Origin of the sequence: Dysosmobacter sp. (genome assembly GCF_052306735.1) — a bacterium.
Taxonomy (GTDB): Bacteria; Bacillota; Clostridia; order Oscillospirales; family Oscillospiraceae; genus Oscillibacter.
Map to the genome: position 1 here is coordinate 1 of NZ_DAWBAJ010000024.1, position 21862 is coordinate 21862.

23 protein-coding genes and 1 other annotated feature are annotated in these 21862 nt (G+C 60.2%); of the genes, 16 read left to right on the forward strand and 7 right to left on the reverse strand.

Going from position 1 to position 21862, the window contains the following annotated elements; all coding sequences use genetic code 11:
* The coding region (locus ACT67G_RS07470; protein ID WP_443663835.1) for a TrpB-like pyridoxal phosphate-dependent enzyme at positions 1-1204 on the reverse strand (1204 nt) is incomplete at its 3' end.
* Between the two features lie 78 nt (positions 1205-1282).
* Positions 1283-1531: a binding site (T-box leader), on the reverse strand.
* A gap of 43 nt (positions 1532-1574) precedes the next feature.
* Entirely contained in the window at positions 1575-1835 is a 261-nt protein-coding gene (locus tag ACT67G_RS07475; protein WP_443663837.1) for a hypothetical protein, read from the reverse strand.
* Between ACT67G_RS07475 and ACT67G_RS07480 the strand changes: the two genes are divergently transcribed.
* Positions 1827-2237: an HD domain-containing protein gene (locus ACT67G_RS07480; protein WP_443663839.1), complete on the forward strand. Its 411-nt coding sequence runs from the start codon at positions 1827-1829 to the stop codon at positions 2235-2237. The two genes, ACT67G_RS07475 and ACT67G_RS07480, sit on opposite strands and share 9 nt — an antisense overlap.
* A 41-nt stretch (positions 2238-2278) precedes the next feature.
* On the opposite strand, the gene obgE is transcribed toward ACT67G_RS07480, so the two are convergent.
* From obgE to ACT67G_RS07505, 5 genes are all read right to left on the reverse strand, one after another.
* A complete protein-coding gene (gene obgE, locus ACT67G_RS07485; RefSeq protein ID WP_325245464.1) occupies positions 2279-3565 on the reverse strand; it encodes a GTPase ObgE in 1287 nt (428 codons plus the stop codon).
* 127 nt (positions 3566-3692) lie between these two features.
* Positions 3693-3974 carry a 50S ribosomal protein L27 gene (gene rpmA / locus ACT67G_RS07490; protein ID WP_325245465.1) on the reverse strand — a complete coding sequence of 94 codons (282 nt, stop codon included), beginning with the start codon at positions 3972-3974 and terminating at the stop codon, positions 3693-3695.
* A 42-nt stretch (positions 3975-4016) separates the two neighbouring features.
* A complete protein-coding gene (locus ACT67G_RS07495) occupies positions 4017-4349 on the reverse strand; it encodes a ribosomal-processing cysteine protease Prp (RefSeq protein ID WP_326216128.1) in 333 nt (110 codons plus the stop codon).
* A 2-nt stretch (positions 4350-4351) separates the two neighbouring features.
* Positions 4352-4663: a 50S ribosomal protein L21 gene (gene rplU, locus ACT67G_RS07500; protein WP_325247008.1), complete on the reverse strand. Its 312-nt coding sequence runs from the start codon at positions 4661-4663 to the stop codon at positions 4352-4354.
* Between the two features lie 174 nt (positions 4664-4837).
* Positions 4838-5407, reverse strand: coding sequence for an epoxyqueuosine reductase QueH (locus ACT67G_RS07505; protein WP_325247007.1), 570 nt, complete (start codon positions 5405-5407; stop codon positions 4838-4840).
* A 223-nt stretch (positions 5408-5630) separates the two neighbouring features.
* Between ACT67G_RS07505 and ACT67G_RS07510 the strand changes: the two genes are divergently transcribed.
* The 15 genes from ACT67G_RS07510 (at position 5631) to ACT67G_RS07580 (ending at position 21846) form a co-directional block, all read left to right on the forward strand.
* Complete coding sequence (locus ACT67G_RS07510; RefSeq protein ID WP_325247006.1) at positions 5631-8558, forward strand: acyl-CoA dehydratase activase; 2928 nt, start codon at positions 5631-5633, stop codon at positions 8556-8558.
* A gap of 9 nt (positions 8559-8567) precedes the next feature.
* A complete protein-coding gene (locus tag ACT67G_RS07515) occupies positions 8568-9935 on the forward strand; it encodes a 2-hydroxyglutaryl-CoA dehydratase (protein WP_443663857.1) in 1368 nt (455 codons plus the stop codon).
* Positions 9914-10513 carry a flavodoxin family protein gene (locus tag ACT67G_RS07520; protein WP_443663842.1) on the forward strand — a complete coding sequence of 200 codons (600 nt, stop codon included), beginning with the start codon at positions 9914-9916 and terminating at the stop codon, positions 10511-10513. The genes ACT67G_RS07515 and ACT67G_RS07520 overlap by 22 nt, the downstream gene beginning before the upstream one ends.
* A 157-nt stretch (positions 10514-10670) precedes the next feature.
* A complete protein-coding gene (locus ACT67G_RS07525) occupies positions 10671-11534 on the forward strand; it encodes a class I SAM-dependent methyltransferase (protein ID WP_443663844.1) in 864 nt (287 codons plus the stop codon).
* Positions 11535-11540: 6 nt separating this feature from the next.
* Positions 11541-12131, forward strand: coding sequence for a VanZ family protein (locus tag ACT67G_RS07530; RefSeq protein WP_443663846.1), 591 nt, complete (start codon positions 11541-11543; stop codon positions 12129-12131).
* 21 nt (positions 12132-12152) lie between these two features.
* Positions 12153-13004 (forward strand): energy-coupling factor transporter ATPase, encoded by an 852-nt coding sequence (locus tag ACT67G_RS07535; protein WP_325247002.1) that lies wholly within the window; start codon positions 12153-12155, stop codon positions 13002-13004.
* A 20-nt stretch (positions 13005-13024) separates the two neighbouring features.
* A complete protein-coding gene (locus tag ACT67G_RS07540; protein WP_325247001.1) occupies positions 13025-13891 on the forward strand; it encodes an energy-coupling factor transporter ATPase in 867 nt (288 codons plus the stop codon).
* On the forward strand, positions 13885-14691 hold the full coding sequence (locus ACT67G_RS07545; protein ID WP_443663848.1) for an energy-coupling factor transporter transmembrane component T family protein: 807 nt from the start codon (positions 13885-13887) through the stop codon (positions 14689-14691). Before ACT67G_RS07540 ends, ACT67G_RS07545 begins: the two co-directional genes overlap by 7 nt.
* A gap of 30 nt (positions 14692-14721) precedes the next feature.
* A complete protein-coding gene (locus ACT67G_RS07550) occupies positions 14722-15609 on the forward strand; it encodes a hypothetical protein (protein WP_443663849.1) in 888 nt (295 codons plus the stop codon).
* A gap of 10 nt (positions 15610-15619) precedes the next feature.
* Positions 15620-16375, forward strand: coding sequence for a tRNA pseudouridine(38-40) synthase TruA (truA, locus tag ACT67G_RS07555; protein WP_326216137.1), 756 nt, complete (start codon positions 15620-15622; stop codon positions 16373-16375).
* Entirely contained in the window at positions 16368-17594 is a 1227-nt protein-coding gene (locus ACT67G_RS07560; protein ID WP_325246997.1) for a DUF5711 family protein, read from the forward strand. Before truA ends, ACT67G_RS07560 begins: the two co-directional genes overlap by 8 nt.
* 55 nt (positions 17595-17649) lie before the next feature.
* The gene (locus ACT67G_RS07565; protein ID WP_325246996.1) at positions 17650-18345 is read left to right on the forward strand and encodes a CvpA family protein; all 696 of its coding nucleotides are present in this window, start codon (positions 17650-17652) and stop codon (positions 18343-18345) included.
* A gap of 40 nt (positions 18346-18385) precedes the next feature.
* The gene (locus tag ACT67G_RS07570) at positions 18386-20716 is read left to right on the forward strand and encodes an ATP-dependent Clp protease ATP-binding subunit (RefSeq protein ID WP_325246995.1); all 2331 of its coding nucleotides are present in this window, start codon (positions 18386-18388) and stop codon (positions 20714-20716) included.
* A gap of 30 nt (positions 20717-20746) precedes the next feature.
* Positions 20747-20956, forward strand: coding sequence for a hypothetical protein (locus ACT67G_RS07575; protein WP_325246994.1), 210 nt, complete (start codon positions 20747-20749; stop codon positions 20954-20956).
* Between the two features lie 68 nt (positions 20957-21024).
* Positions 21025-21846, forward strand: coding sequence for a 4Fe-4S binding protein (locus ACT67G_RS07580; protein WP_443663850.1), 822 nt, complete (start codon positions 21025-21027; stop codon positions 21844-21846).
* Positions 21847-21862 lie beyond the last annotated feature (16 nt).

A 21862-nucleotide genomic window follows, 5' to 3' on the forward strand; every position in this document is an offset into this window, starting at 1 on the left:
GGGCCTCGTCGATGGCCACCCGGATGGCGTGGCTGGACTCGGGGGCGGGGAGGATACCCTCCACCCGGGCAAAGTACTCAGCGGCTTCAAAGACCTTGGTCTGCTCCACAGCCCGGGCCTCCATGAGACCGTCGTGGTAGAGCTGGGAGAGGACGGGGCTCATGCCGTGATAGCGCAGGCCGCCGGCGTGGTTGGCAGAGGGGATGAAGTTGCTGCCCAGGGTATACATCTTGGCCAAGGGGCACACCATGCCGGTGTCGCAGAAGTCGTAGGCAAACTTGCCACGGGTGAAGCTGGGGCAGGAGGCAGGCTCCACGGCAATGAAATGGTAGTCCTTCTCTCCCCGGAGCTTCTCGCCCATAAAGGGAGAGATCAGACCGCCCAGGTTGGATCCGCCGCCCGCGCAGCCGATGATGATGTCCGGTACGATACCGTATTTGTCCAGAGCCGTCTTGGTCTCCAGGCCGATGATGGACTGGTGGAGGAGCACCTGGTTCAAAACACTGCCCAGCACATAGCGGTAACCCTCCTGGCTGGCGGCGGCCTCCACGGCCTCGGAGATGGCGCAGCCCAGGGAGCCGGTGGTGCCGGGATGGGCCTTCAAAATGGCGCGGCCCACGTTGGTGGTCTCAGAGGGGGAGGGGGTGACGGCGGCGCCGTAAGTCCGCATGACCTCCCGGCGGAAGGGCTTTTGTTCGTAGCTGACCTTTACCATGTAAACCTGGCAGTCCAGGCCCAGATAGGCGCAGGCCATGGAGAGGGCGGTGCCCCACTGGCCGGCGCCGGTTTCCGTGGTGACGCCTTTGAGCCCCTGGAGCTTGGCATAGTATGCCTGGGCAATGGCAGAGTTGAGCTTGTGGGAGCCGGAGGTGTTGTTGCCCTCAAACTTGTAGTAAATCTTGGCGGGGGTGTCCAGCTTTTCCTCCAGGCAGTAGGCACGCACCAGGGGAGAGGGACGGTACATCTTGTAGAAATCCCGGATCTCCTGGGGAATGGGGATCTCCCGGTCGTCGTTGTTGAGTTCCTGCCGGATCAGTTCATCGCAGAACACGGGCCGCAGGTCCTCGAAGCCCATGGGTTCTCCGGTGGCGGGATTCAACAGGGGAGCGGGCTTATGCTTCATGTCCGCCCGGACATTGTACCAATTCCGGGGCAGCTCGTCTTCAGACAGATAGATCTTGTAAGGGATGTTCTGGTTTGCCATGGTATTGTCTCCTTTCATGCGTCGGTTCCCGGGAAACAAAAAAGACCTTTGTTCCACAAGAACCCATTCCAAATGGTCCTTTGGGACAAAAGTCTGAAAACTTCTGCGGTGCCACCCAAATTGGCGAAAAACTCGCCCGCTCGGCGACGTGCTATCACACGTCTTTCCTTGGTAACGGGGGAAAAGCCCGTCGGTACTTACTGGCCTTGCGGCGTTCAGTCCGCCCTCGGCAGTCCATTGGGCAAAGTCGTCTCTGCTGCCATCCCACCACCGGCAGCTCTCTGGGAGAAACTCGATTTGCTTACTCGTCTGCGTCATCGGTTTGTTGCTTTGAACTTGTGCGTAGTTTACACTGTGTTTTTTGGATTTGTCAAGAGTAAATTTGAATTTTTCTTTTTTGCATAATAAATAAGAAGAAAATTTGGAATGAGAGTAAATTTACAAAAAAATAAGGATAAAAACGGGGCATCATTGTGCATACTGCTGCTGGAATCTCAGCGAAAGCAGAACTATAATCGGCGGCAGCGGGAAAGGAGGAGAAATGATGGAAGAAAAGAGCCTCCTTTGGCAGTATGGGGCTGATATTTTGACCGCGCCGGGGATGGATGCGGAACGGGGGATCATGCAGCACGGACAGACCTCCTGCTTTGCCCACTCTGTGGCTGTTGCCTATGTGAGCCTGCTGCTGGCCCGGCGGCTGCACCTGCATCTGGATGAACGGAGCCTGGTGCGGGGGGCGTTGCTCCACGACTATTTCCTCTATGACTGGCATGTGCCTGATGCGTCCCACCGGCTCCACGGCTTCCGCCATGCCCGCTGGGCCCTGGAGAATGCCCGGCAGGAGTTTGACCTGAATCCTGTGGAGATGGATGTTATCCTCAAGCATATGTTTCCCCTGAATTTGACGCCTCCGGCCTGCCGGGAGAGTGCAGTGGTGTGCTGTGCCGACAAGATCTGCGCCGTACTGGAGGTGGCGGCGGCATTCTGCCCGCTGATCCGGGTACCGGGGACGGGGAGCGCTGCGGCTCATTGAATGGAAAAACGGAGCGGCTTTTGGCCGCTCCGTTTTTTTGCTCAGCGCTGGTATTCAAATTCAAAGTCATACATGGACACGGTGTCGCCGTCCTGGATGCCCATATCCTCCATCTGCTGGAAGAGGCCGGATTCCCGCAGGGTCTTGTCGAACCACATACGGCTTTCGTAGTCGGCAAAGTTGACGTTGCCCATGAGCCGCTGGAGCCAGGGACCCTCCACGATCCAGGTGCCGTCGTCGCTGCGGTGGATATCCAGGGGGGCGGAGGTGTCCACCACCGGGGGCTTGGGGACGTACTCCGGCTCATAGACTGCCACAGGAGGCAGCACGGAGAGCATCTGGGCCACCTTGCCTACCAGCTCCCGGGTGCCCTGATGGGAGGCGGCGGAGATCTCCACCAACGTGTAGCCCAGGGCCTCCACATGGCTGCGCAGGCGCTCCAGATTATCGCTTTCGGGCTCCAGAATGTCCACCTTGTTGGCGGCCACGATCTGGGGACGCTCTGCCAGAGCAGGGCTGTACTGTTTGAGTTCCTCGTTGATGGCGTCGAAATCCGCCACGGGATCCCGACCCTCGCTGCCGGAAACATCCACCACATGCACCAGCAGGCGGCAGCGGTCTACGTGCCGCAGAAAGTCGTGGCCCAGGCCGGCACCCTCGCTGGCTCCTTCAATGATGCCGGGGATGTCCGCCATGACGAAGCTGACACCCTCGTCCACCCACACCACGCCCAGGTTGGGGAAGAGGGTGGTGAAGTGGTAGTTGGCGATCTTGGGCTGCGCCTTGGACACTACGCTCAGCAGCGTGGACTTGCCCACGTTGGGGAAGCCCACCAGGCCTACGTCGGCCAGAAGCTTGAGCTCCAGAATGACGTCGTGGCTCTCTCCGGGGAGGCCCGCCTTGGCAAAACGGGGTACCTGCCGGGTGGGGGTGGCGAAGTGCATGTTGCCCCAGCCGCCCCGGCCGCCTTTGCAGAGGACGAAGGGCTCGTCATCGGACATATCCTTGATGATCTCATTGCTCTCCGCGTCCCGCACCAGGGTACCCCGGGGGACCCGGATGATGAGGTTCGCGCCGTCCTTGCCGGACTTGCGGCCACCCTGGCCGTCCACGCCGTTGGGGGCTACGTATTTGCGCTTGTAGCGGAAGTCCATCAGGGTGGACATGCTGTCGTCCACCTGCAATATGATGGAGCCGCCCTTGCCGCCGTCGCCGCCGTCAGGGCCGCCGGCCGCCACGTATTTTTCACGGTGGAAGGCCACCACGCCGTTGCCGCCGTTGCCGGCCTTGACGGTGATGCGGGCCTTATCGATGAATGATGCTGCCATGGTTCACACCTCCGTATGAATAGTAGAATCCCCAGCCGGTGCCGTGTCCATTCCAGGCAAAACCGAAAGGGGAGGGGAATCTCGAAAAAGAGCCCCGAACGAAAAGTTCGGGGCTCTCCAAGTCCGATTACTCGGCGGTGTAAACACAGGCCTGCTTGCGATCCTTGCCCAGACGCTCGAAACGGAGTACGCCGTCTGCGGTGGCGAACAGGGTGTCGTCGGTGCCGATGCCGACATTCACACCGGGATGGATGTGGGTGCCGCGCTGGCGAACCAGAATGTTGCCGGCCTTGACGAACTGACCATCCGCACGCTTGGGACCCAAGCGCTTGGACTCGGAGTCACGGCCGTTCTTGGTGGAGCCGCCGCCCTTTTTGTGGGCGAAGAACTGAAGACCAATACGAATCATGATCGGGACCATCCTTTCTGTAAGATTGTAGATGGGGAGGTGTTAATCATCCTCCAAAACTTCGATATTGTCGGGGTATTCGTCGTGGAGCTGGGCGAAATAGACCATCAAACCAGTCATCAGGGACTGACAGGTGCTCTCAGCAGTGGGAGCCAGTCCGCCGGGCAGGCGCAGGGAAATGGACGCGTCCTCTTCCCGGACCTTCACGGAAGCAGCCAGACCCAGGACATCGTTGACCGTGGCCTCCACCAGGCGGATGGCGCTGGTGATGGCGGCGCAGACGATGTCGGACCCGGCCTCGGCATAGCCGCTGTGGCCCTTGGAGTCAAAACCGGTGATCCGGTCGCCCTCCATCCGAAACGTAACGGTGGTCATACTCACACAGAGATCTTGGAGATCTCGACCTTGGTGTAAGGCTGACGATGGCCCTGACGCTTGCGGTAACCCTTCTTGGGGTTGTACTTGAAGATGCGGATCTTCTTGCCCTTACCGTTCTTGACGATGGTGGCCTCCACGCTGGCGCCCTCCACAACGGGGGTACCGAAGGTGGCCTTCTCGCCGTCGATGACAGCCAGGACCTGATCGAACTTCACGGTATCGCCGGCTTCCTGGTCCAGCTTCTCGATGTAGACCACGTCGCCCTCGGACACCTTGTACTGCTTGCCGCCGGTCACGATGATAGCGTTCATTATTTTGATTCAACTCCTTTACTACGGGCTCGCTGTCGGGGGCGGTCCCGTAGGGGGGACACTTCATGCCCATTCAAAGCGGCTTACAAAGTATATCAGCAGTGGGGAAGATTGTCAATGGTTTTTTGCGGATTTTTTGCAAAATCCAGGCTTTTTCCTGGGAACCGGGAAGCATCAGCCCTGTTCCCGGAATTTTTCCAGATCCCGGTCGATCTTCTTTTGATAGCGCTCCTGCTCGGAGAAGACGCATCCGCAATATTTCTGCATATAAAAGCCCAACTCCCGTGCCCGCTGGTTGCCCGCCCGGAAGTAGGGGCGGAAGTCCCGGTAGAGGAATTTTACCCCATAGCGCTCCGCTGCGGCTTCCGCCGCGGCCACGATGGCCTCGTGGTTCTGGTAGGTGCTGGCCAGCAGGGTGGAGGTGAAGGAGGAAAAGCCGTGCTCCGCGGCGTATTTTGCGGCGCCGTGGAGGCGATGCCCGTAGCAATAAGCGCAGCGGCCGTCAATGTTGGAGGCCACGTTTTCCACAAATTCCCGCAGTCCGTAATTCTCCCATACCCGCACCTCCATGCCGATGGTGGGGGCGTACTCCAGAAGACAGTCCCGCCGGGCCTTGTACTCCGTCCAGGGGTGGATGTTGGGATTGTACCACAGAGCTACCGGTTCGATGCCCTCTTCCCGCAGAGGATCGATGCAGCTTAAAGAGCAGGGGGCGCAGCAGCAGTGCAAAAGTGTTGTTTCCATGGGAACTCTCCTGTTTTTACATAATTAAATAAATTATAGCACAAACCGAGCGCCAGTCCAAGAGAAAAGATAAACGATTTCTTAACGCGTTCTTTACACAGTTGGCGAATTTTGCCGATTGCACATCCCGGCAGAAAAGAGTACAATGCCAATTAATGTGGTATCATGCGGCCAGCTGGCTCTGCCGGTATCGGGGCCGCGTTGTTCAAAGGAGGAACATCACTTGAAAGTAGGTTTGGACGTGGGCTCCACTACCATAAAATGTGTGGTTCTGGACGATGCAGACCGCGTCGTATACAGTACATACGAGCGGCATTTCAGCCATATCCTGGAAAAGTCCGAAGAGTTGCTGCGCCGCATGGCGGAGCAGTACGTGCCCGGCGGCAAAGCCCAGTTCGCCATTTCCGGCTCCGCCGGTATGGGCATGGCGGAGAGCGTACAGGTACCCTTTGTGCAGGAGGTCTTTGCCACCCGGGTGGCGGCCAACCGCCTGACTCCCGGCACGGACTGCATCATCGAGCTGGGCGGTGAGGATGCCAAGATCCTCTTCCTCACCGGCGGCACCGAGGTGCGGATGAACGGCTCTTGTGCCGGCGGCACCGGCGCCTTCATTGACCAGATGGCGACCCTTTTGAAGATGACCGCCGACGAGATGGATGAGGCCGCCAGCCGGGCGGAGAAGACGTACACCATCGCCTCCCGGTGCGGCGTGTTTGCCAAGAGCGACATCCAGCCCCTCATCAACCAGGGTGCCCGGGCGGAGGACATTTCCGCCAGCATCTATCAGGCGGTGGTGAACCAGACCATCGCCGGCCTGGCCCAGGGCCGTCCCATCAAGGGGAATGTGGTGTATCTGGGCGGTCCCCTGACTTTCTCTCACTGCCTGCGGGAGAGCTTTGACAAGACCCTGGGGGTGAACGGGCTGTGCCCGGAGAACAGTTTGCTGTTCGTGGCCATGGGCGCCGCTTTCTACTCCGACCAGACCTTTGACCTCAAAGAGGTGGCAGACCGCCTCCAGGCCCGGGGCGCGTCGGAGACTTACCGCTCCCAGCCGCCCCTGTTTTCCAGCAAGGAGGAGTATGAGGCCTTCCGGGCCCGCCACGCCAAGGCAACGGTGCCCCAGATGCCCTTCCAGGCGGATTACGCCGCCCCGGTGCATATCGGCATTGACTCCGGCTCCACCACTGTGAAGATGGTGGTGATCGATCAGGATGCCCGGATCCTCTTTACGGACTACCGGCCCAATCTGGGCAACCCGGTGCCCCTGATCCGGGAGGTGCTCCAGAAGCTCTACGCGGAGCATCCGGCGCTGCATGTGGCGTCCGTCACCACCACCGGCTACGGAGAGGATCTTGCCAAGGCGGCTTTCCACGCAGATTACGGCGTGGTGGAGACGGTGGCCCACTTCACGGCTGCCCGTTATTTCCTGCCCAATGTGGATTTCATCATCGACATCGGCGGTCAGGACATGAAGTGCTTCAAGATCGAGGACGGCGCCATCAGCAACATCTTCCTCAACGAGGCGTGCTCCTCCGGCTGCGGCAGCTTCCTGCAGACCTTTGCCCAGGCGCTGGGCTATGATGTCAAGGAGTTTGCCAAGCTGGGACTCTTTGCAGACCGGCCCGTGGACCTTGGCAGCCGCTGCACGGTGTTCATGAACTCCTCCGTCAAGCAGGCCCAGAAGGACGGCGCCACCATTGAAAATATCTCCGCAGGCCTCTCCATCTCCGTGGTGAAAAACGCCATCTATAAGGTTATCCGGGCGTCCTCTCCCGAGGAGCTGGGCCGCAACATCGTGGTCCAGGGCGGCACGTTCTATAATGAGGCCGTCCTCCGGGCTTTTGAAAAAGAGATGGGGGTGGAGGTCATCCGCCCGGACATCGCCGGTCTCATGGGCGCCTACGGTGCGGCCCTCTACGGTCGGGGCAAGGCGGCGGCAAATCAGACCAGCACGCTTTTGAGCGCCCAGGAACTGGCGGATTTCAAGCAGGAGACCCGCAGCGAGGTCTGCGGCCGCTGCGGCAACAACTGCCAGATGACGGTGAACACCTTTGCCGACGGCTCCACCTTTATCAGCGGCAACCGCTGCGATCGGCCCGTCACCGGCAAGGCGGACACCGGAGAGCGCAATCTCTATGCCTATAAGCGCAAGCTGATTCTGGGCTATAAGCCGGTTCCCGGCAAGCGGGGTAAGATCGGATTGCCGCTGTGCCTGAACATGTGGGAGCTGCTGCCCTTCTGGCATACGTTCTTTACCAAGCTGGGCTTCGCCGTGTATCACAGCCCCCTCTCCAGCCGGGACCTGTACCTGAAGGGGCAGGGCACCATCCCCAGTGATACCGCCTGCTTCCCGGCCAAGTTGGCCCACGGTCACATCCACTTCCTCTCCAAGCTGGGGCTGGACGCCATCTTCTACCCCTGCATGACCTACAATCTGGATGAGGGCCTGGGCGACAACAACTACAACTGCCCGGTGGTGGCCTATTATCCGGAGGTCATTGCCGGCAACTGCCCTGAGGTCAAGGAGACAAAGTTCATCTACGATTATGTGGGCCTCCACCGTCCCAAGGATTTCACCAAGAAGATCTTCCAGATCCTGCGTCAGTACTTCCCGGATATCACCAAGGGAGAGGTGAAGGAGGCTGCCGACGCTGCCTATGCCGAGTATGCCCACCATATGTCCCAGATCCGCAAGGAGGGGGAGCGGGTCATTGACCAGGCCCGGGCGGAGGGCCGCCGGATCATCGTGCTGGCGGGTCGTCCCTACCATGTGGACCCGGAGGTGAACCACGGCATCGACACGCTCATTACCCGCTTCGGTGCCGCCGTGGTGACGGAGGATTCCATCTCCAACCGGGTGGAGAAGTTCCCCACCACGGTGCTCAATCAGTGGACCTACCACGCCCGGCTGTATGCCGCCGCCCGGTACTGCTGCGATCAGCCGGATATGGACCTGGTGCAGCTTGTCTCTTTCGGCTGCGGCGTGGACGCCATCACCTCCGACGAGACCCGGGAGATCCTCCAGGCGGGAGGCAAGCTTTACACCCAGCTGAAGATCGACGAGATCACCAACCTGGGTGCGGTGCAGATCCGGCTGCGGAGCCTGTTTGCCGCGCTGGATGAGAAGAAAGAGCTCAAAGAGGAGGTGTGAGCCATGGAGCTGGAATTTCAAAATTACCCCAAGTTTACCCCGGAGATGAAGAAGACCCATAAGATCCTCATCCCCAATATGGCCCCGGTGCAGTTCCGCATCCTGGCCGCCGTGATGAAGCAGGCGGGCTATACCTGCGAGCTGCTGGAAAACTGCGGCAGCCAGGTGTGTGAGCTGGGCCTCAAATACGTCCACAATGACACCTGCTATCCGGCGTTGTTGGTGATCGGCCAGTTCCTGGACGCCCTGGGTTCGGGGAAGTATGACCTGGATCACACCGCCCTCATCATCACCCAGACCGGCGGCGGCTGCCGGGCCTCCAACTACATCCACCTGCTGCGCAAGGCCCTGGTGAAAGCGGGCTATCCCCAGGTGCCGGTGGTGAGCCTCAACTTCTCCGGCCTGGAGAAGGACTCCGGCTTCCCCATGACGCTTCCCATGATGCGCAAGCTCCTGGCCTGCATCTACTACGGGGATCTGCTGGTGGCCCTCAAGGCCCAGACGGAGCCCTACGAGCTGGAAAAGGGTGCTGCCAGCGCCTGTCAAGAGAAATGGCTTGACACTATTTGCGGCTGGGTGCTCCAGGATAAGGGCTGGTCGGGTCGGGCGATTAAGGCTGCCATGCCCAAGATCGCCGCGGACTTTGCCGCCATTCCCGTCCACCGGGTGCCCAAGGTGAAAGTGGGCGTGGTGGGGGAGATCTATGTGAAATACTCCCCTCTGGGCAACAACGATCTGGAGAAATTCCTGGCCAGCCAGGACTGCGAGGTGAACCTGCCGGGCCTCATGGGCTTTGTGCAGTACTGCGCCTACAATCCCTCTGAGACCGCCCGGCTCTATGGCGGAAGCTTTTTGGAAAAGCATATCTCCGACGTGATCCTCAAGTACATTGAGGGGATGGAGAGCGTGATGATCAAGGTCCTCAAGGACAACGGCTACCACGCGCCGCTGCCTTTCCGGGAGCTCACCAAGCTCACGAATGGCATCATCGGCATGGGTGATAAGATGGGCGAGGGCTGGCTCCTCACCGCGGAGATGATCGAGCTGGTCCGGGCAGGCTATGAGAACATCGTCTGCGCCCAGCCCTTTGGCTGTCTGCCCAACCATATCTGCGGCAAGGGTATGATCAACAAGATCCGGGAGCTGTATCCCCAAGCCAATATTACCCCCATTGACTATGATCCCAGTGCTACCCGGGTCAACCAGGAAAACCGCATCAAGCTGATGCTGGCAGTGGCCCGTGAGCGTCTGGAGCACCGGGACAACGGCACGGTACAGGAGCCTGTCCCGGCACCGGCCTCCATTCCGGAGGAGGATGCTGCGGCCTGCGGTACCTGCTGCGCAGGCTGTGCGTCTTGCGGCAGCGAGAAGCCGTGAAGCAGGTTCTGATCCTGATGGGCAGCCCCCGGAAAGGGGGCAATACCGCCGCGCTGCTGACGCCTTTTTGCCGGGAGCTGGAGGGCTCCGGGTCACAGACGGAGACGGTGTGGCTGTATGACCGGCACATCGAGCCCTGTGTGGCCTGCCGGGCCTGCCAGAGGGACTGGACGAAATTCGGCTGTTCCCGGCAGGACGATGTGCAGGGCATCTTTGACCGGGTGCTGGCGGCGGATTTGCTGGTGCTGGCCACCCCCATCTACTCCTGGTACTGCACGCCGCCCATGAAGGCACTGCTGGATCGGCTGGTGTACGGCATGAACAAGTATTATGGCACAGAAAAGGGGCCCTCCCTGTGGGCGGGGAAGCCCGTGGCGCTGCTGATGACCTGCGGCTACCGGCCGGAGTCAGGCTGTGATCTCTTTGAAACAGGGATGCGGCGCTATTGCAAACACTCCCAGCTGCGGTATCTGGGCAGCCATGCCGAGCGGCATCTGGGCTATGATACGGTATTTATGGATGCAGGGAAAGAAGCCCGGACCCGTGCCTTTGCCCAAAGCCTTATACAGATGATCTGACAGGACCCCGGCGCCCAAAGGCGCCGGGGTTTTCTGCGTGTGTGAGGGGGCCGCAGAGGGAAAAGGAATTGACGAACCGATAGGATAAGAGGTATAATAACATGATTTACTATGCGGAAATACCGCATAGGCAGGAAGACTTCTGGAGGATGCGCTTATGTGGATCGCGGATCAGTGGCAGGATTATGAATTGTTGGACTGCGGAGGCGGGGAAAAGCTGGAGCGCTGGGACAAGCAGCTGCTGGTGCGCCCGGACCCCCAGGCCATCTGGGAGAGCCCCCGGCGCAATCCCGCCTGGAAGAAGGCCAACGCCCGGTATCTGCGCAGTCAGACCGGCGGTGGGCACTGGGAAAAAAAGACCCTGCCGGAGAGCTGGAAAATCCGTTATAAGGATCTGACGTTCCAGGTGAAGCCCATGAACTTCAAGCACACGGGACTGTTCCCGGAACAGGCGGCCAACTGGGACTTCGTCATGGAGAAGATCCGCTCTGCCGGCCGGCCCATCCGGGTCCTGAACCTCTTTGCCTACACCGGCGGGGCCACCGTGGCCTGTGCCAAGGCGGGAGCCAGCGTCTGCCATGTGGACGCCGCCAAGGGAATGGTGGCCTGGGCCCGGGAGAATGCCAAGCTCTCCGGGCTGGAGGATGCCCCCATCCGTTGGATCGTGGACGACTGCGCCAAATTTGTGGAGCGGGAGATCCGCCGGGGCAAGACCTATGACGCCATCATCATGGATCCGCCCAGCTATGGACGGGGGCCCGGCGGCGAGGTGTGGAAGCTGGAGGAGAATCTCTATCCCTTTGTGAAACTGTGCGCCCAGGTGCTTTCGGACAGGCCCCTCTTTGTCCTTATCAACTCCTACACCACAGGGCTGGCCCCTTCGGTGCTGGGATATCTGCTGCACCTGCTGGTGGCGGAAAAGTACGGCGGCAAGTGTACCTGGGACGAACTGGGCCTGCCGGTAACGGAGACGGGGCTGGCTCTGCCCTGCGGGGCCACAGGCCGCTGGTTCAGCGAGTAACGGATCATGATGCGCTATGTGTGGATCACCGCGGACTATCTGCGGCGGATGCTGCCGGGGATCCTGGCGGCTCTGGCGGTGTATGGATGTCTGTATCCCTGGCGGCGCCGCCGTGTGCGGGCGGCCGGCCTGGTCAGCTTTTGCAGGCGGGAGGCCGCACTGGCGCTTTTCTGGATGTTCTGCGGCGGCATGGCCATGCTGACGCTGACTCCCTGGGGATTTGATTTGGCTGCCGTGCTGTGCAGGGGCTGGTCAGGACCCTTTTTCCGGTTGGGCTATGTCAATCTGATCCCCTTTCAGACGGTTAATTTCAAAGGGCTGCTGCTGTACATCCTGTTGGGCAACATCCTGATGTTTCTGCCCTTTGGCTTTTTCCCCGCGCTGGTGTGGCGGGGATATACCTGGAAGCGGGCACTTGTGACGGGCCTTTGCGTTACCGGTTTCATCGAGTGCTGGCAGCTTCTGGTGGGACGGGCCTTTGATATCGACGATCTGTGGCTCAATACCCTGGGAGCCATGGCCGGTTTCGGACTGCTGCGGCTGCTGGAGCGTCTGGCTCCGGGCCAGGTGGGAATGTTCCGGGTATGGCCCATATGATACGAGGAAATGAGGACGACTATGGCGGAGATCATCCGAGCAGAAAACTTGCGGTATGCTTATCCGGTGGAAGAAGGGGAGGAGCCGGTCTACGTTCTGGACGGCGTGGACCTGACCATTGAAAAGGGCTCCTTCGTGGTGGTGCTGGGCCATAACGGCTCCGGCAAGTCCACCCTGGCCAAGACCTTCAATGGAGTATTGCTGCCGGCAGGCGGGAAAGTCTATGTGGAGGGGCTGGATACCGCCGACGCCAACTTACTGCTGGCCATCCGCCAGCGGGTGGGCATGGTGTTCCAGAACCCGGACAACCAGATCGTGGCCAATGTGGTGGAAGAGGACGTGGCCTTTGCCCCGGAAAACCTGGGAGTCCCCAGTGAGGAGATCCGCCGCCGGGTGGATGACGCCTTGGCGGCAGTGGGCATGAGCGAGTTTGTGCGCCATGCGCCCCACCTCCTCTCGGGCGGCCAAAAGCAGCGCATCGCCATTGCCGGAGTGCTGGCCATGGAGCCGGACTGCGTGGTGCTGGACGAGGCCACCGCCATGCTGGACCCCGTGGGCCGGCGGGAGGTGCTGGAGACAGTTCACCGCCTGAACCGGGAAAAGGGCATTACCGTGGTGCTCATCACCCACCACATGAACGAAGCGGAGCAGGCGGACCGGGTGGTGGTCATGGATGACGGCCATCTGGTGATGGACGGGACTCCGGCGGAGGTCTTCACTCAGGTGGAGAAGCTGCGGTCCATGGGCCTTACTGTGCCGGACACCGTGGACCTGCTGGACCGGCTGCGCCGGGACGGCGTGGATGTGCCGCTGACTGCTCTCACGGTGGAGGATTGCGCGGACGTCATCGCGGCGGCCTTTGGCGTGAAATGACGGGGAAGGAACGATAGGCTTTGGAACCGATTCTGCAAGTAAAAAATCTCACCCATACTTACGGCGCCGGAACGCCCTTTGAACGCAGCGCCGTGCAGGATATGAGCTTTGACGTGTACGACGGGGAATTCCTGGGCATCATCGGCCATACCGGGTCCGGAAAGTCCACCCTGATTCAGCATCTTAACGGATTGCTGCGTCCCACTTCCGGACAAATTCTGCTGGACGGAAAGGACATCTGGGCGGAGCCCAAGAAGATCCGGAATGTGCGCTTTCAGGTGGGGCTGGTCTTCCAGTACCCGGAGTATCAGCTCTTTGAGGAGACCGTTTACAAGGATATCGCCTACGGTCCCACCAACATGGGCCGTACTGGGGACGAGCTGGACCGCTGCGTCCGGGAGGCTGCCAAGATCGTGGGGATCCGGGACGATCAGCTGTTCAAGTCCCCCTTTGAGCTCTCCGGCGGGCAAAAGCGCCGGGTGGCCCTGGCAGGCGTGCTGGCCATGGAGCCCCGTGTGCTGATTTTGGACGAGCCCACCGCGGGACTGGATCCGGCGGGCCGGGAAAACCTCATGGCCAACATCCGGGACTATCACCGCAACAAGAAGATGACCGTGATCCTGGTGAGCCACAGCATGGATGAGATCGCCCAGAATGTGGACCGGATCCTGGTGCTCAAGTCTTCTCATGTGCTCATGAGCGGCACTCCGGCAGAGGTTTTTGCCCGGGGAGAGGAGCTGCTCTCCGCCGGATTGGATGTGCCCCAGGTGACCCGGGTTGCCATGCGCCTGCGGGAGAAGGGCCTGCCCATTGATCCGGCAGTCTACACGGTGCGGGATCTGGAGCGGCAGCTTCTGGCGTTGCGGAAAGGCGGTGCGCCATGCTGAAAGACATTACCCTGGGTCAGTTTTTCCCCGGAGATACTGTGGCCCACAAGCTGGATCCCCGTACCAAGATTTTGCTGGTGATGCTCTACATCATCGCCCTGTTCTGCGCCAACAGCGTGCTCACCTACGCCCTGATGGCGCTGGTGCTGGCGGTGTGCGTCCGGATCTCCCGGGTGGGCATCCGGGCTCTGGTCCGGGGCCTCAAGCCGGTGCTGTTCATCCTGATTTTCACCTGTGTTTTGAATCTGCTCTTTACCCCTGGAGACCACTATCTGGTGGAGTGGGGGATCCTGCATATCTCCAAAGAGGGCATCCGCAACGCGGTCTTTATGGTGCTGCGGATCATGCTCCTTATTATGGGGACCTTCCTCATGACCTACACCACCAGCCCCATTGCCCTGACGGACGGGTTGGAACGGCTTTTGAACTGGATGAAGCGCTTTCATGTGCCGGTTCACGAAGTGGCCATGATGATGTCCATTGCCCTGCGGTTCATTCCAACCTTGATTGAGGAGACGGACAAGATCATGTCCGCCCAGAAGGCCCGTGGAGCGGACTTTGACAGCGGCGGCCTCGTCCAGAAGGCCAAGGCCCTGATCCCCATTCTGGTGCCGCTGTTTATCAGCGCCTTCCGCCGGGCCGATGAGCTGGCCACCGCCATGGAGTGCCGCTGCTATCACGGCGGCGAGGGCCGTACTCGGCTCCATGTGCTCCGGTATCAGCGCCGGGACTACTTGGCCCTGGTGTTTGGTGTCCTCATCACTGCCTGGGTCATTGTCCTGCGGCAGATGGGCGTATAAGGGCAGTATCGGTAAGGGAGGCATGTGCCTATGAGATTCCTGCGCGGACACGCACTGGCCGTCCTGGCCTTGCTGGCAGCCCTGTGCGCCCTAACGGCAGCGGCGCTCCAGCAGCGCACCATCCACGCTCTGAATGCCCAGCTGACGGAGAGCCGGCAGGCAAACGAATCCCTGACAGAGCGTATGGAAACAGCAGAAGCGAGCCTGGAGGATGCGAAGAACCACTTGCCAAAGCCTGTGCCTGCGGTTCGCTTTGAGCAAGTGCGGGTGGATACAGCCGGCCGGATGCTGACCATGGATGTGATCGTGGAGGGGGCGGAAGGCGCGGAGCTTTCCGACAGCCTGGGCTTTTGCCATCCGGGTGAGCCATACAACCTGGCCTGGAACTGGGTGCATCTCCAGCGGCAGGCGGATGGAAGGACGCTTTCCAAAACCGTGACGGTTCCGCTGGATCTGGAGGCGGGGCTGGAGCTGCGGCTCGCGGACGACACAGTGCTTCTGCGCAGCGACTCTATGGCCCCTCTGCTGCCGCTGCAGCTGTCCGGCGGGGGGATTTCCTGGCACTGTGACAGCCGGGAGGAGATGCTCTCCCAGTGCGACTGGTACGCCTCTTTTCTGGATCCCTCCGGTCAAGAGACGGAGGCCGTAAACGGAGCGTTTCACGTCTACCGCAACGGAGAACTGGTATTTACCGGTCGGGAGACTGAGAAGCGGTACGTGCTGGAAGCGGATGGAGAACGGGTGGATGCCATGCGGTTTGCCTGTGCTCCTGGAGACCATATGCTGTTGACGTATACCTGTGAAGACGCGTTCGGCCTGCGCTATGAATTTCCCATCAAGGAGCAGGTGGCTCTTGCCTGGGACGATATGCGTAATTGCCCCCTGTCCCACACCCCCACCGTTACCTGGCCGGAGTAAGGAGAATCCCATGCGAAACATTGCCCTGAAACTCATGTATAACGGCACCGCCTATCACGGCTGGCAGGTGCAGAAAAACGCCGTCACCGTCTGCGAGACGCTGGAAAAGGCCATCGCCAAGATCACCGGCGGGCCTGTGCACCTCACTGGCTGCGGCCGGACGGACGCAGGGGTTCACGCGGAGCGGTATGTGGCCAATTTCCGCACGGATTCCCGCATCCCGGTGGACCGCATCCCCTTTGCCATCAACACCCACACGCCGGAGGACATCGCGGTGAAGGAGGCGTTTGAGGTGGCGGAGGATTTCAACGCCATCGGCTCCTGCCTGAAAAAGGAGTATACGTACCGGATCTACAACTCCCGGTTCAAGAATCCCTTCTATGTGAACCGGGCGTATTTTTACCCCAAGCATCTGGATGAGGAATTTCTCAACCGGGCGGCCCATATGTTTGTGGGGACCCACGATTTCGCGGCGGTGCGCTCTGTGGGAACGGAGACCCGAACCACCGTGCGGACCATCTATTACTGTGACGTGACCCGCAGCGGAGATCTGCTGGAGCTGAAGGTCTGCGCCGACGGATTCTTATATAACATGGTTCGGGCCATTACCGGCACCGTTCTCTACGCGGCGGAGGGCAAATTTGCCCCGGAGGATATTCCGGGCATCCTGGAACGGGGAGACCGGACGGCTGCAGGGCCTACGGTGCCTCCCGGCGGACTGTACCTGACGAGACTTTGGTATGAGGATGAACGGCTCAATGGATAAGCGGACGTATGATATCTGGAATGACGACGACGGTGCGGAGGAGGAGACTGCCAAGAAGCCCCGCCGCCTGCGCCGGTTTCTGATTTTCCTGCTGGTGCTGGTCATCGTGCTGGGGATCGTGGCCCTGGCCGCCTGGCGGGACGGCACCGGCTTTGACGCATTGCGCCGGTATTTCAGCTACGGCGGCGCCGAAAGCAGCGGAGAGGCGGAGTACCGCTATGACGAATCTTCATCCAATCGGTTTGCCCTGCTGGAGGACACGCTGGTGGTTCTCTCGGACACGTCACTGCGGCTGGTTGGCCAGGATGGGGAAGACATCTGGTCTGTTCCCATCCGCATGAGTGCTCCCGCGCTGGAATGCGCGGGGCAGTGGGCGGCAGCTTATGACGTGGGAGGAAATGAGATCCTGGTGGTAAACCGGGAGGGCCAGGTGCTGGAGATGGAGACCGGGGAGGATGAACTGATTATTTCCGTCAGCCTCAGTGAGGACGGTTATCTGGCGGTGACGGCAGAAAAGAAAAACTATAAAGGCTGCGTCAGTGTCTACGACCTCACCGGAGAGTTGCTGTTTGCGTTCAATTCTTCTCAGCGCTTTGTGGTGGATGCATGCTCCTTTGCCGGCGGACAGAAGCTGGCGGCAGTGACCCTGGGACAGGAGAACAGTGTGTTCGTCAGCAATGTGGTGCTCTACGACCTAAAAGAAAAGGGGGAGCAGACCACCGCAGATGGTTCCGGGGTGGAGATCCCCTCCTATGCCGATTACGATATTTCCAACGGCCTCCTGCTGGAGATCTTGGAGCGGGATGGCTCCCTGCTCTCAGTGACGGATTCCTGCCTGAATCAGACGGATGGGCAGGGGGAGAACCAGTGGACTTATTCCTATCAGGGAAACTATCTGCGGGAGTACGACCTGGGGGGAGACGGCTTTACCGCGTTGCTGCTCAACCGCTACCGCTCCGGCAGCGTGGGACGCCTAGTCACCGTCGGCGAGGACGGCGCGGAACTGGCCTCCCTGGATGTCAATGAGGAAGTGGTGGGGGTCTCGGCGGCAGGCCGCTATCTGGCGGTGCTGTATACGGATCAGCTGGTGATCTACACGCCGGAGCTGGAGACTTATGCCACGTTGGTGGGAACTGGATCCGCCGTGGATGTGCTGCAGCGGCCGGATGGCTCGGCTCTGCTGCTTTCCGCGGACTCTGCCAAAGTGTTTTTGCCGTGATTCCCCGGAAAAATTGAAATTCACAAAACGTTTACACGAAGAAAGGTAGGCAAGCATGACGGCAGCTGTTATAATAGACATCGTTGTGGCATTGATTTTGGTATTTTTCACAGTCAACGGTGTGAAGCGCGGGCTGCTGCAATCCGCGGCCGGGCTGGTGATCCTGGTGGCGGCACTGATCGGGGCGTCCCTCATCACCAGCGCCCTGACCGAACCGGTGACCCAGGCGGTCTCCCCGCTGCTTACCAAACAAGTCACCCGGCAGGTGGATGAGGCCATGGCCCAGCAGACGGTGGAAATGCCGGAGGAGGATACGGAAGATCCGGACGGCATCGAGGCGCTGCTGGCCCTGATCGGACTGGACAGCGACGTACGGGAGTCCCTGACGGAGCAGGTCCAGGACACGGTGCGGGATACCGGCGTGTCCATTGCCACCGCCGTGGTGGAGAGCATGACGCGGACCATCGTTTCCAGCCTGCTGTTTCTGGTGTCCTTTGTGCTGCTGGTGCTTTTGCTGCGGATGCTGCTCAAGGCCATGGATCTGGTGGCGCGTCTGCCCGGCTTGCACCTTTTCAACAGTCTGGGCGGCGGTGCTGTAGGGCTGATCCAGGGCGCGCTGGTGCTGTTTTTGGCAGTGTGGATCCTGCGGCGGCTGGGGATGTCCTTTGAGACCGGAGCTTTCGCCGGAACCCATCTTTTGAAGTTTTTTACCGCCAATACGCCGCTGGGCGTGTTGTCGTTTCTCTCATGACGGGGCAATTTGAGCCCGTCTGATAATCTGGAGGTATATGATGCAGCCAACACTTTGCTCAAGATGTAAGAAAAACGTCGCCGTGGTGTTCATCTCCAAAATGGAGGGGGACAAGACCACCAATGAGGGCCTTTGCCTCAAGTGCGCCAAGGAGCTGGGGCTCCCGCAGGTAGACGAGATGATGAAGCGCATGGGGATCTCCGACGAGGATCTGGACACCATCAACAATGAGATGATGCAGGCCTTCAACGGGGTGGAGAATATCGAGGACCTGCCCGGCGGAGAGGACGCCGGGGAGGAGGAAGAGGAGGGCAAGACCGCCACGTTCCCCTTCCTGAACCGGTTGTTCTCCGGATCCGACGCGCCCCGGGCCGGTGAGGGCGGCGCCTCTTCTGAGGACAGTGCGCCCCGGGGCCGGGAGAAGGAACGGAAAGACGGAAAAAACGGCAAGCGCAAATATCTGGAGAGCTACTGCATCTCCCTGACGCAAAAGGCCAAGGAGGGCAAGCTGGATCCGGTGATTGGCCGGGAGCAGGAGATCGAGCGGGTGGTTCAGATCCTGAACCGCCGACAGAAGAATAACCCCTGCCTCATCGGTGAGCCCGGCGTGGGCAAGACTGCCATCGCCGAGGGTCTGGCCCAGCGCATCGCTGCCGGCAATGTCCCCTTCAAGCTGCGGGAGAAGGAGGTCTATCTGCTGGATCTCACCGCCCTGGTGGCGGGTACCCAGTTCCGGGGCCAGTTTGAGTCCCGGATGAAGGGCCTCATTGACGAGGTCAAGCGCCTGGGCAACATCATTTTGATGATCGACGAAGTCCACAACATTGTGGGTGCCGGCGATGCCGAGGGCAGCATGAATGCCGCCAATATCCTCAAACCCGCCCTCTCCCGGGGCGAGATCCAGGTGATCGGAGCCACCACCTTCAATGAATACCGCAAGTCCATCGAGAAGGACACTGCCCTGGAGCGGCGCTTCCAGCCAGTGACGGTGAATGAGCCTTCCATCGAGGATTCCGTGCAGATCCTCAAGGGCCTGGCTCCCAAGTATGAGCAGTACCACGGTGTCAAGATCTCCGAGGGGATATTGCGCCAGGCGGTGGTGCTCTCCGAACGCTACATCACCGACCGCTTCCTGCCGGACAAGGCCATCGACCTGATCGACGAGGCCTGCTCCGACCTGAACCTCAAGGATCCGGATATCTCCCGCCGCATGCAGATCCAGCGGGAGCTGGACGATTATGAGAAAGAGCGCACCATGCTGGAAGAGCAGGGAGCTCAGGAGGGCGCCGAGCCGGATTACGAGCGCATGGCCTTCCTCAAGAGCAAGGAGCTCCAGCTGAACACGGAGCTCACCGCCCTTTGCGAAAAGGGCGATCCCCAGCTGAGCATGGACAATCTGGCCCATGTCATCGAGCTTTGGACAAAGATCCCCGCCTCCAAGATCCGGGAGCAGGAATTCCAACGGCTCAGCCAGCTGGAGCAGCGGCTCAAGACCCACATCATCGGCCAGGACGAGGCCATCGCCGCCGTGTCCGCCGCCGTGCGGCGCAACCGGGTGGGCATCAGCCCCAAGCATAAGCCGGTGAGTTTCATCTTTGTGGGCGCTACCGGCGTGGGCAAGACGGAGCTGGTCAAGCAGCTGGCAAATGACCTGTTCAACACGCCGGATTCCCTGATTCGGCTGGATATGTCCGAGTTTATGGAGAAGCATTCCGTCTCCCGGATCGTGGGTTCCCCGCCGGGCTATGTGGGTTATGACGAGGCCGGACAGCTGACGGAGAAGATCCGCCGCAAGCCCTATGCCGTGGTGCTTTTTGACGAGATCGAAAAGGCCCATCCGGATGTGCTCAACGTACTGCTGCAGATCCTGGACGACGGCGAGATCACCGATGCCCACGGCCGCAAGGTGAACTTTGAAAACACCATCATCGTCATGACCTCCAACGCCGGCAGTGCCACCAAGGAGGGTACCGTGGGCTTTGGCCGCTCCGCCAATGAGCAGGATGCCGACCGTGCCATGAAGGCGCTGCAGCAGTTCCTGCGTCCCGAGTTCATCAACCGCGTGGACGCCGTCATCTGCTTCAACCGCCTCAGCGAAGAGAATTTCAAATCCATTGCCCGTATTATGCTGGACGAACTGGCAACCTCTTTGAAGGATAAGGGTATCGCCTTTACCTATGACGACGCCCTGGTGGACTTCCTGACGGAAAAGTCCTACTCTCTCACCTATGGCGCCCGCAACCTGCGGCGCACCATCCAAAAGGAGCTGGAGGATCCCATGGCCACCAAGATCATTGACAGCTATGACGCTCCCATCACCCAGGTGAAAGCCACGGCGGAGAACGGCGCTGTAAAGCTGTATACGCTCTGAGAAAAGCACTGTGAAGGGGGGAGGACTTGCATGCTGTTTCGGAAGAATATCGATCCGCGCTGTGCTTACTGCCAGCGGGGGCAGCAGATCAATGACCGGGAAGTGGCCTGTGTCAAGCACGGGATCATGGCGGTGGAGGATCATTGCCGTTCCTTCAAGTATGATCCCCTGAAGCGGGTACCGCCTCGTCCGGCGGTGCTGGATACCGACAAACTGAACGAAGCGGATTTTTCGCTGTGACCGTCAACAGGCGCCCGGGAGTTCCCTGGCGCCTGTTGTGGCAACTGTAAGAAAAGGGGGAAGGACAGATGGAACAAAAGAAAGTCTGGGCAGTGTATTGGAGTGCCACCGGCAACACGGACAAGGTGGTCAACACGGTGGCGGAATCCCTGGCCGGGAAGCTGGGGCTTCCTCTGGAGCGCCGGAGCTTTACCCGGCCCGGTGAGCGGAGAGAAGCGCTTTCCTTTGCAGATTCTGACCTGGTGGTGCTGGGAATGCCCACCTATGCGGGGAAGCTGCCCAATAAGATGCTGCCCTTCGTGCAGGAGGAGATCCTGGGGAACGGAGCTCTGGCGGTGGGACTGGTGACCTTTGGCAACCGCAGCTTTGACAACTCCCTGGCGGAGCTGTGCGCCTGTCTGGAGGCCGGTGGCTTCCACACCGTGGCGGCCGGGGCCTTTGCCTGCCGTCACGCGTTTACGGACGCCTTGGCTGATGGCCGGCCGGACTGGGATGACAAGCGGATGATGGAGGCCTTTGCGGGGGAGATTGCAGACAAGGTGAAATCCCTGACAGAGATTCCGGCCCCTATTACCGTACCCGGCGATGCCGACGCGCCTTACTATGTACCCAAGGGAATTGACGGCCAGCCTGCCAAGTTCCTCAAAGCAAAGCCCCAGACGGATCTGGGCAAGTGCACTGACTGCGGTGCCTGCGCCCGCCTGTGTCCCATGGGAGCCATTGATCCGAAGAATACCGCCCTGGTGCCGGGTACCTGCATCAAGTGCCAGGCCTGTGTCCGCAAGTGCACCAAGCACGCAAAGTATTTTGACGACCCCGCATTTCTCAGCCATGTAGCCATGCTGGAGGCCAATTTCACAGAGCCCAAGGAGAATCAGCTGTTTTTGTGACAGATATGCACCGCGC

Bases quoted from the DNA above. Each gene is read 5' to 3' on its own strand.
- truA (WP_326216137.1), top strand. From the start codon at position 15,620: ATGCGAAACATTGCCCTGAAACTCATGTATAACGGCACCGCCTATCAC.
- ACT67G_RS07525 (WP_443663844.1), top strand. From the start codon at position 10,671: ATGTGGATCGCGGATCAGTGGCAGGATTATGAATTGTTGGACTGCGGA.
- ACT67G_RS07550 (WP_443663849.1), top strand. From the start codon at position 14,722: ATGAGATTCCTGCGCGGACACGCACTGGCCGTCCTGGCCTTGCTGGCA.
- ACT67G_RS07575 (WP_325246994.1), top strand. From the start codon at position 20,747: ATGCTGTTTCGGAAGAATATCGATCCGCGCTGTGCTTACTGCCAGCGG.
- obgE (WP_325245464.1), bottom strand. From the start codon at position 3,565: ATGGCAGCATCATTCATCGATAAGGCCCGCATCACCGTCAAGGCCGGC.
- ACT67G_RS07535 (WP_325247002.1), top strand. From the start codon at position 12,153: ATGGCGGAGATCATCCGAGCAGAAAACTTGCGGTATGCTTATCCGGTG.
- ACT67G_RS07530 (WP_443663846.1), top strand. From the start codon at position 11,541: ATGATGCGCTATGTGTGGATCACCGCGGACTATCTGCGGCGGATGCTG.
- ACT67G_RS07560 (WP_325246997.1), top strand. From the start codon at position 16,368: ATGGATAAGCGGACGTATGATATCTGGAATGACGACGACGGTGCGGAG.
- ACT67G_RS07565 (WP_325246996.1), top strand. From the start codon at position 17,650: ATGACGGCAGCTGTTATAATAGACATCGTTGTGGCATTGATTTTGGTA.
- rplU (WP_325247008.1), bottom strand. From the start codon at position 4,663: ATGAACGCTATCATCGTGACCGGCGGCAAGCAGTACAAGGTGTCCGAG.
- rpmA (WP_325245465.1), bottom strand. From the start codon at position 3,974: ATGATTCGTATTGGTCTTCAGTTCTTCGCCCACAAAAAGGGCGGCGGC.
- ACT67G_RS07580 (WP_443663850.1), top strand. From the start codon at position 21,025: ATGGAACAAAAGAAAGTCTGGGCAGTGTATTGGAGTGCCACCGGCAAC.
- ACT67G_RS07495 (WP_326216128.1), bottom strand. From the start codon at position 4,349: ATGACCACCGTTACGTTTCGGATGGAGGGCGACCGGATCACCGGTTTT.
- ACT67G_RS07505 (WP_325247007.1), bottom strand. From the start codon at position 5,407: ATGGAAACAACACTTTTGCACTGCTGCTGCGCCCCCTGCTCTTTAAGC.
- ACT67G_RS07545 (WP_443663848.1), top strand. From the start codon at position 13,885: ATGCTGAAAGACATTACCCTGGGTCAGTTTTTCCCCGGAGATACTGTG.
- ACT67G_RS07570 (WP_325246995.1), top strand. From the start codon at position 18,386: ATGCAGCCAACACTTTGCTCAAGATGTAAGAAAAACGTCGCCGTGGTG.
- ACT67G_RS07480 (WP_443663839.1), top strand. From the start codon at position 1,827: ATGCAGCACGGACAGACCTCCTGCTTTGCCCACTCTGTGGCTGTTGCC.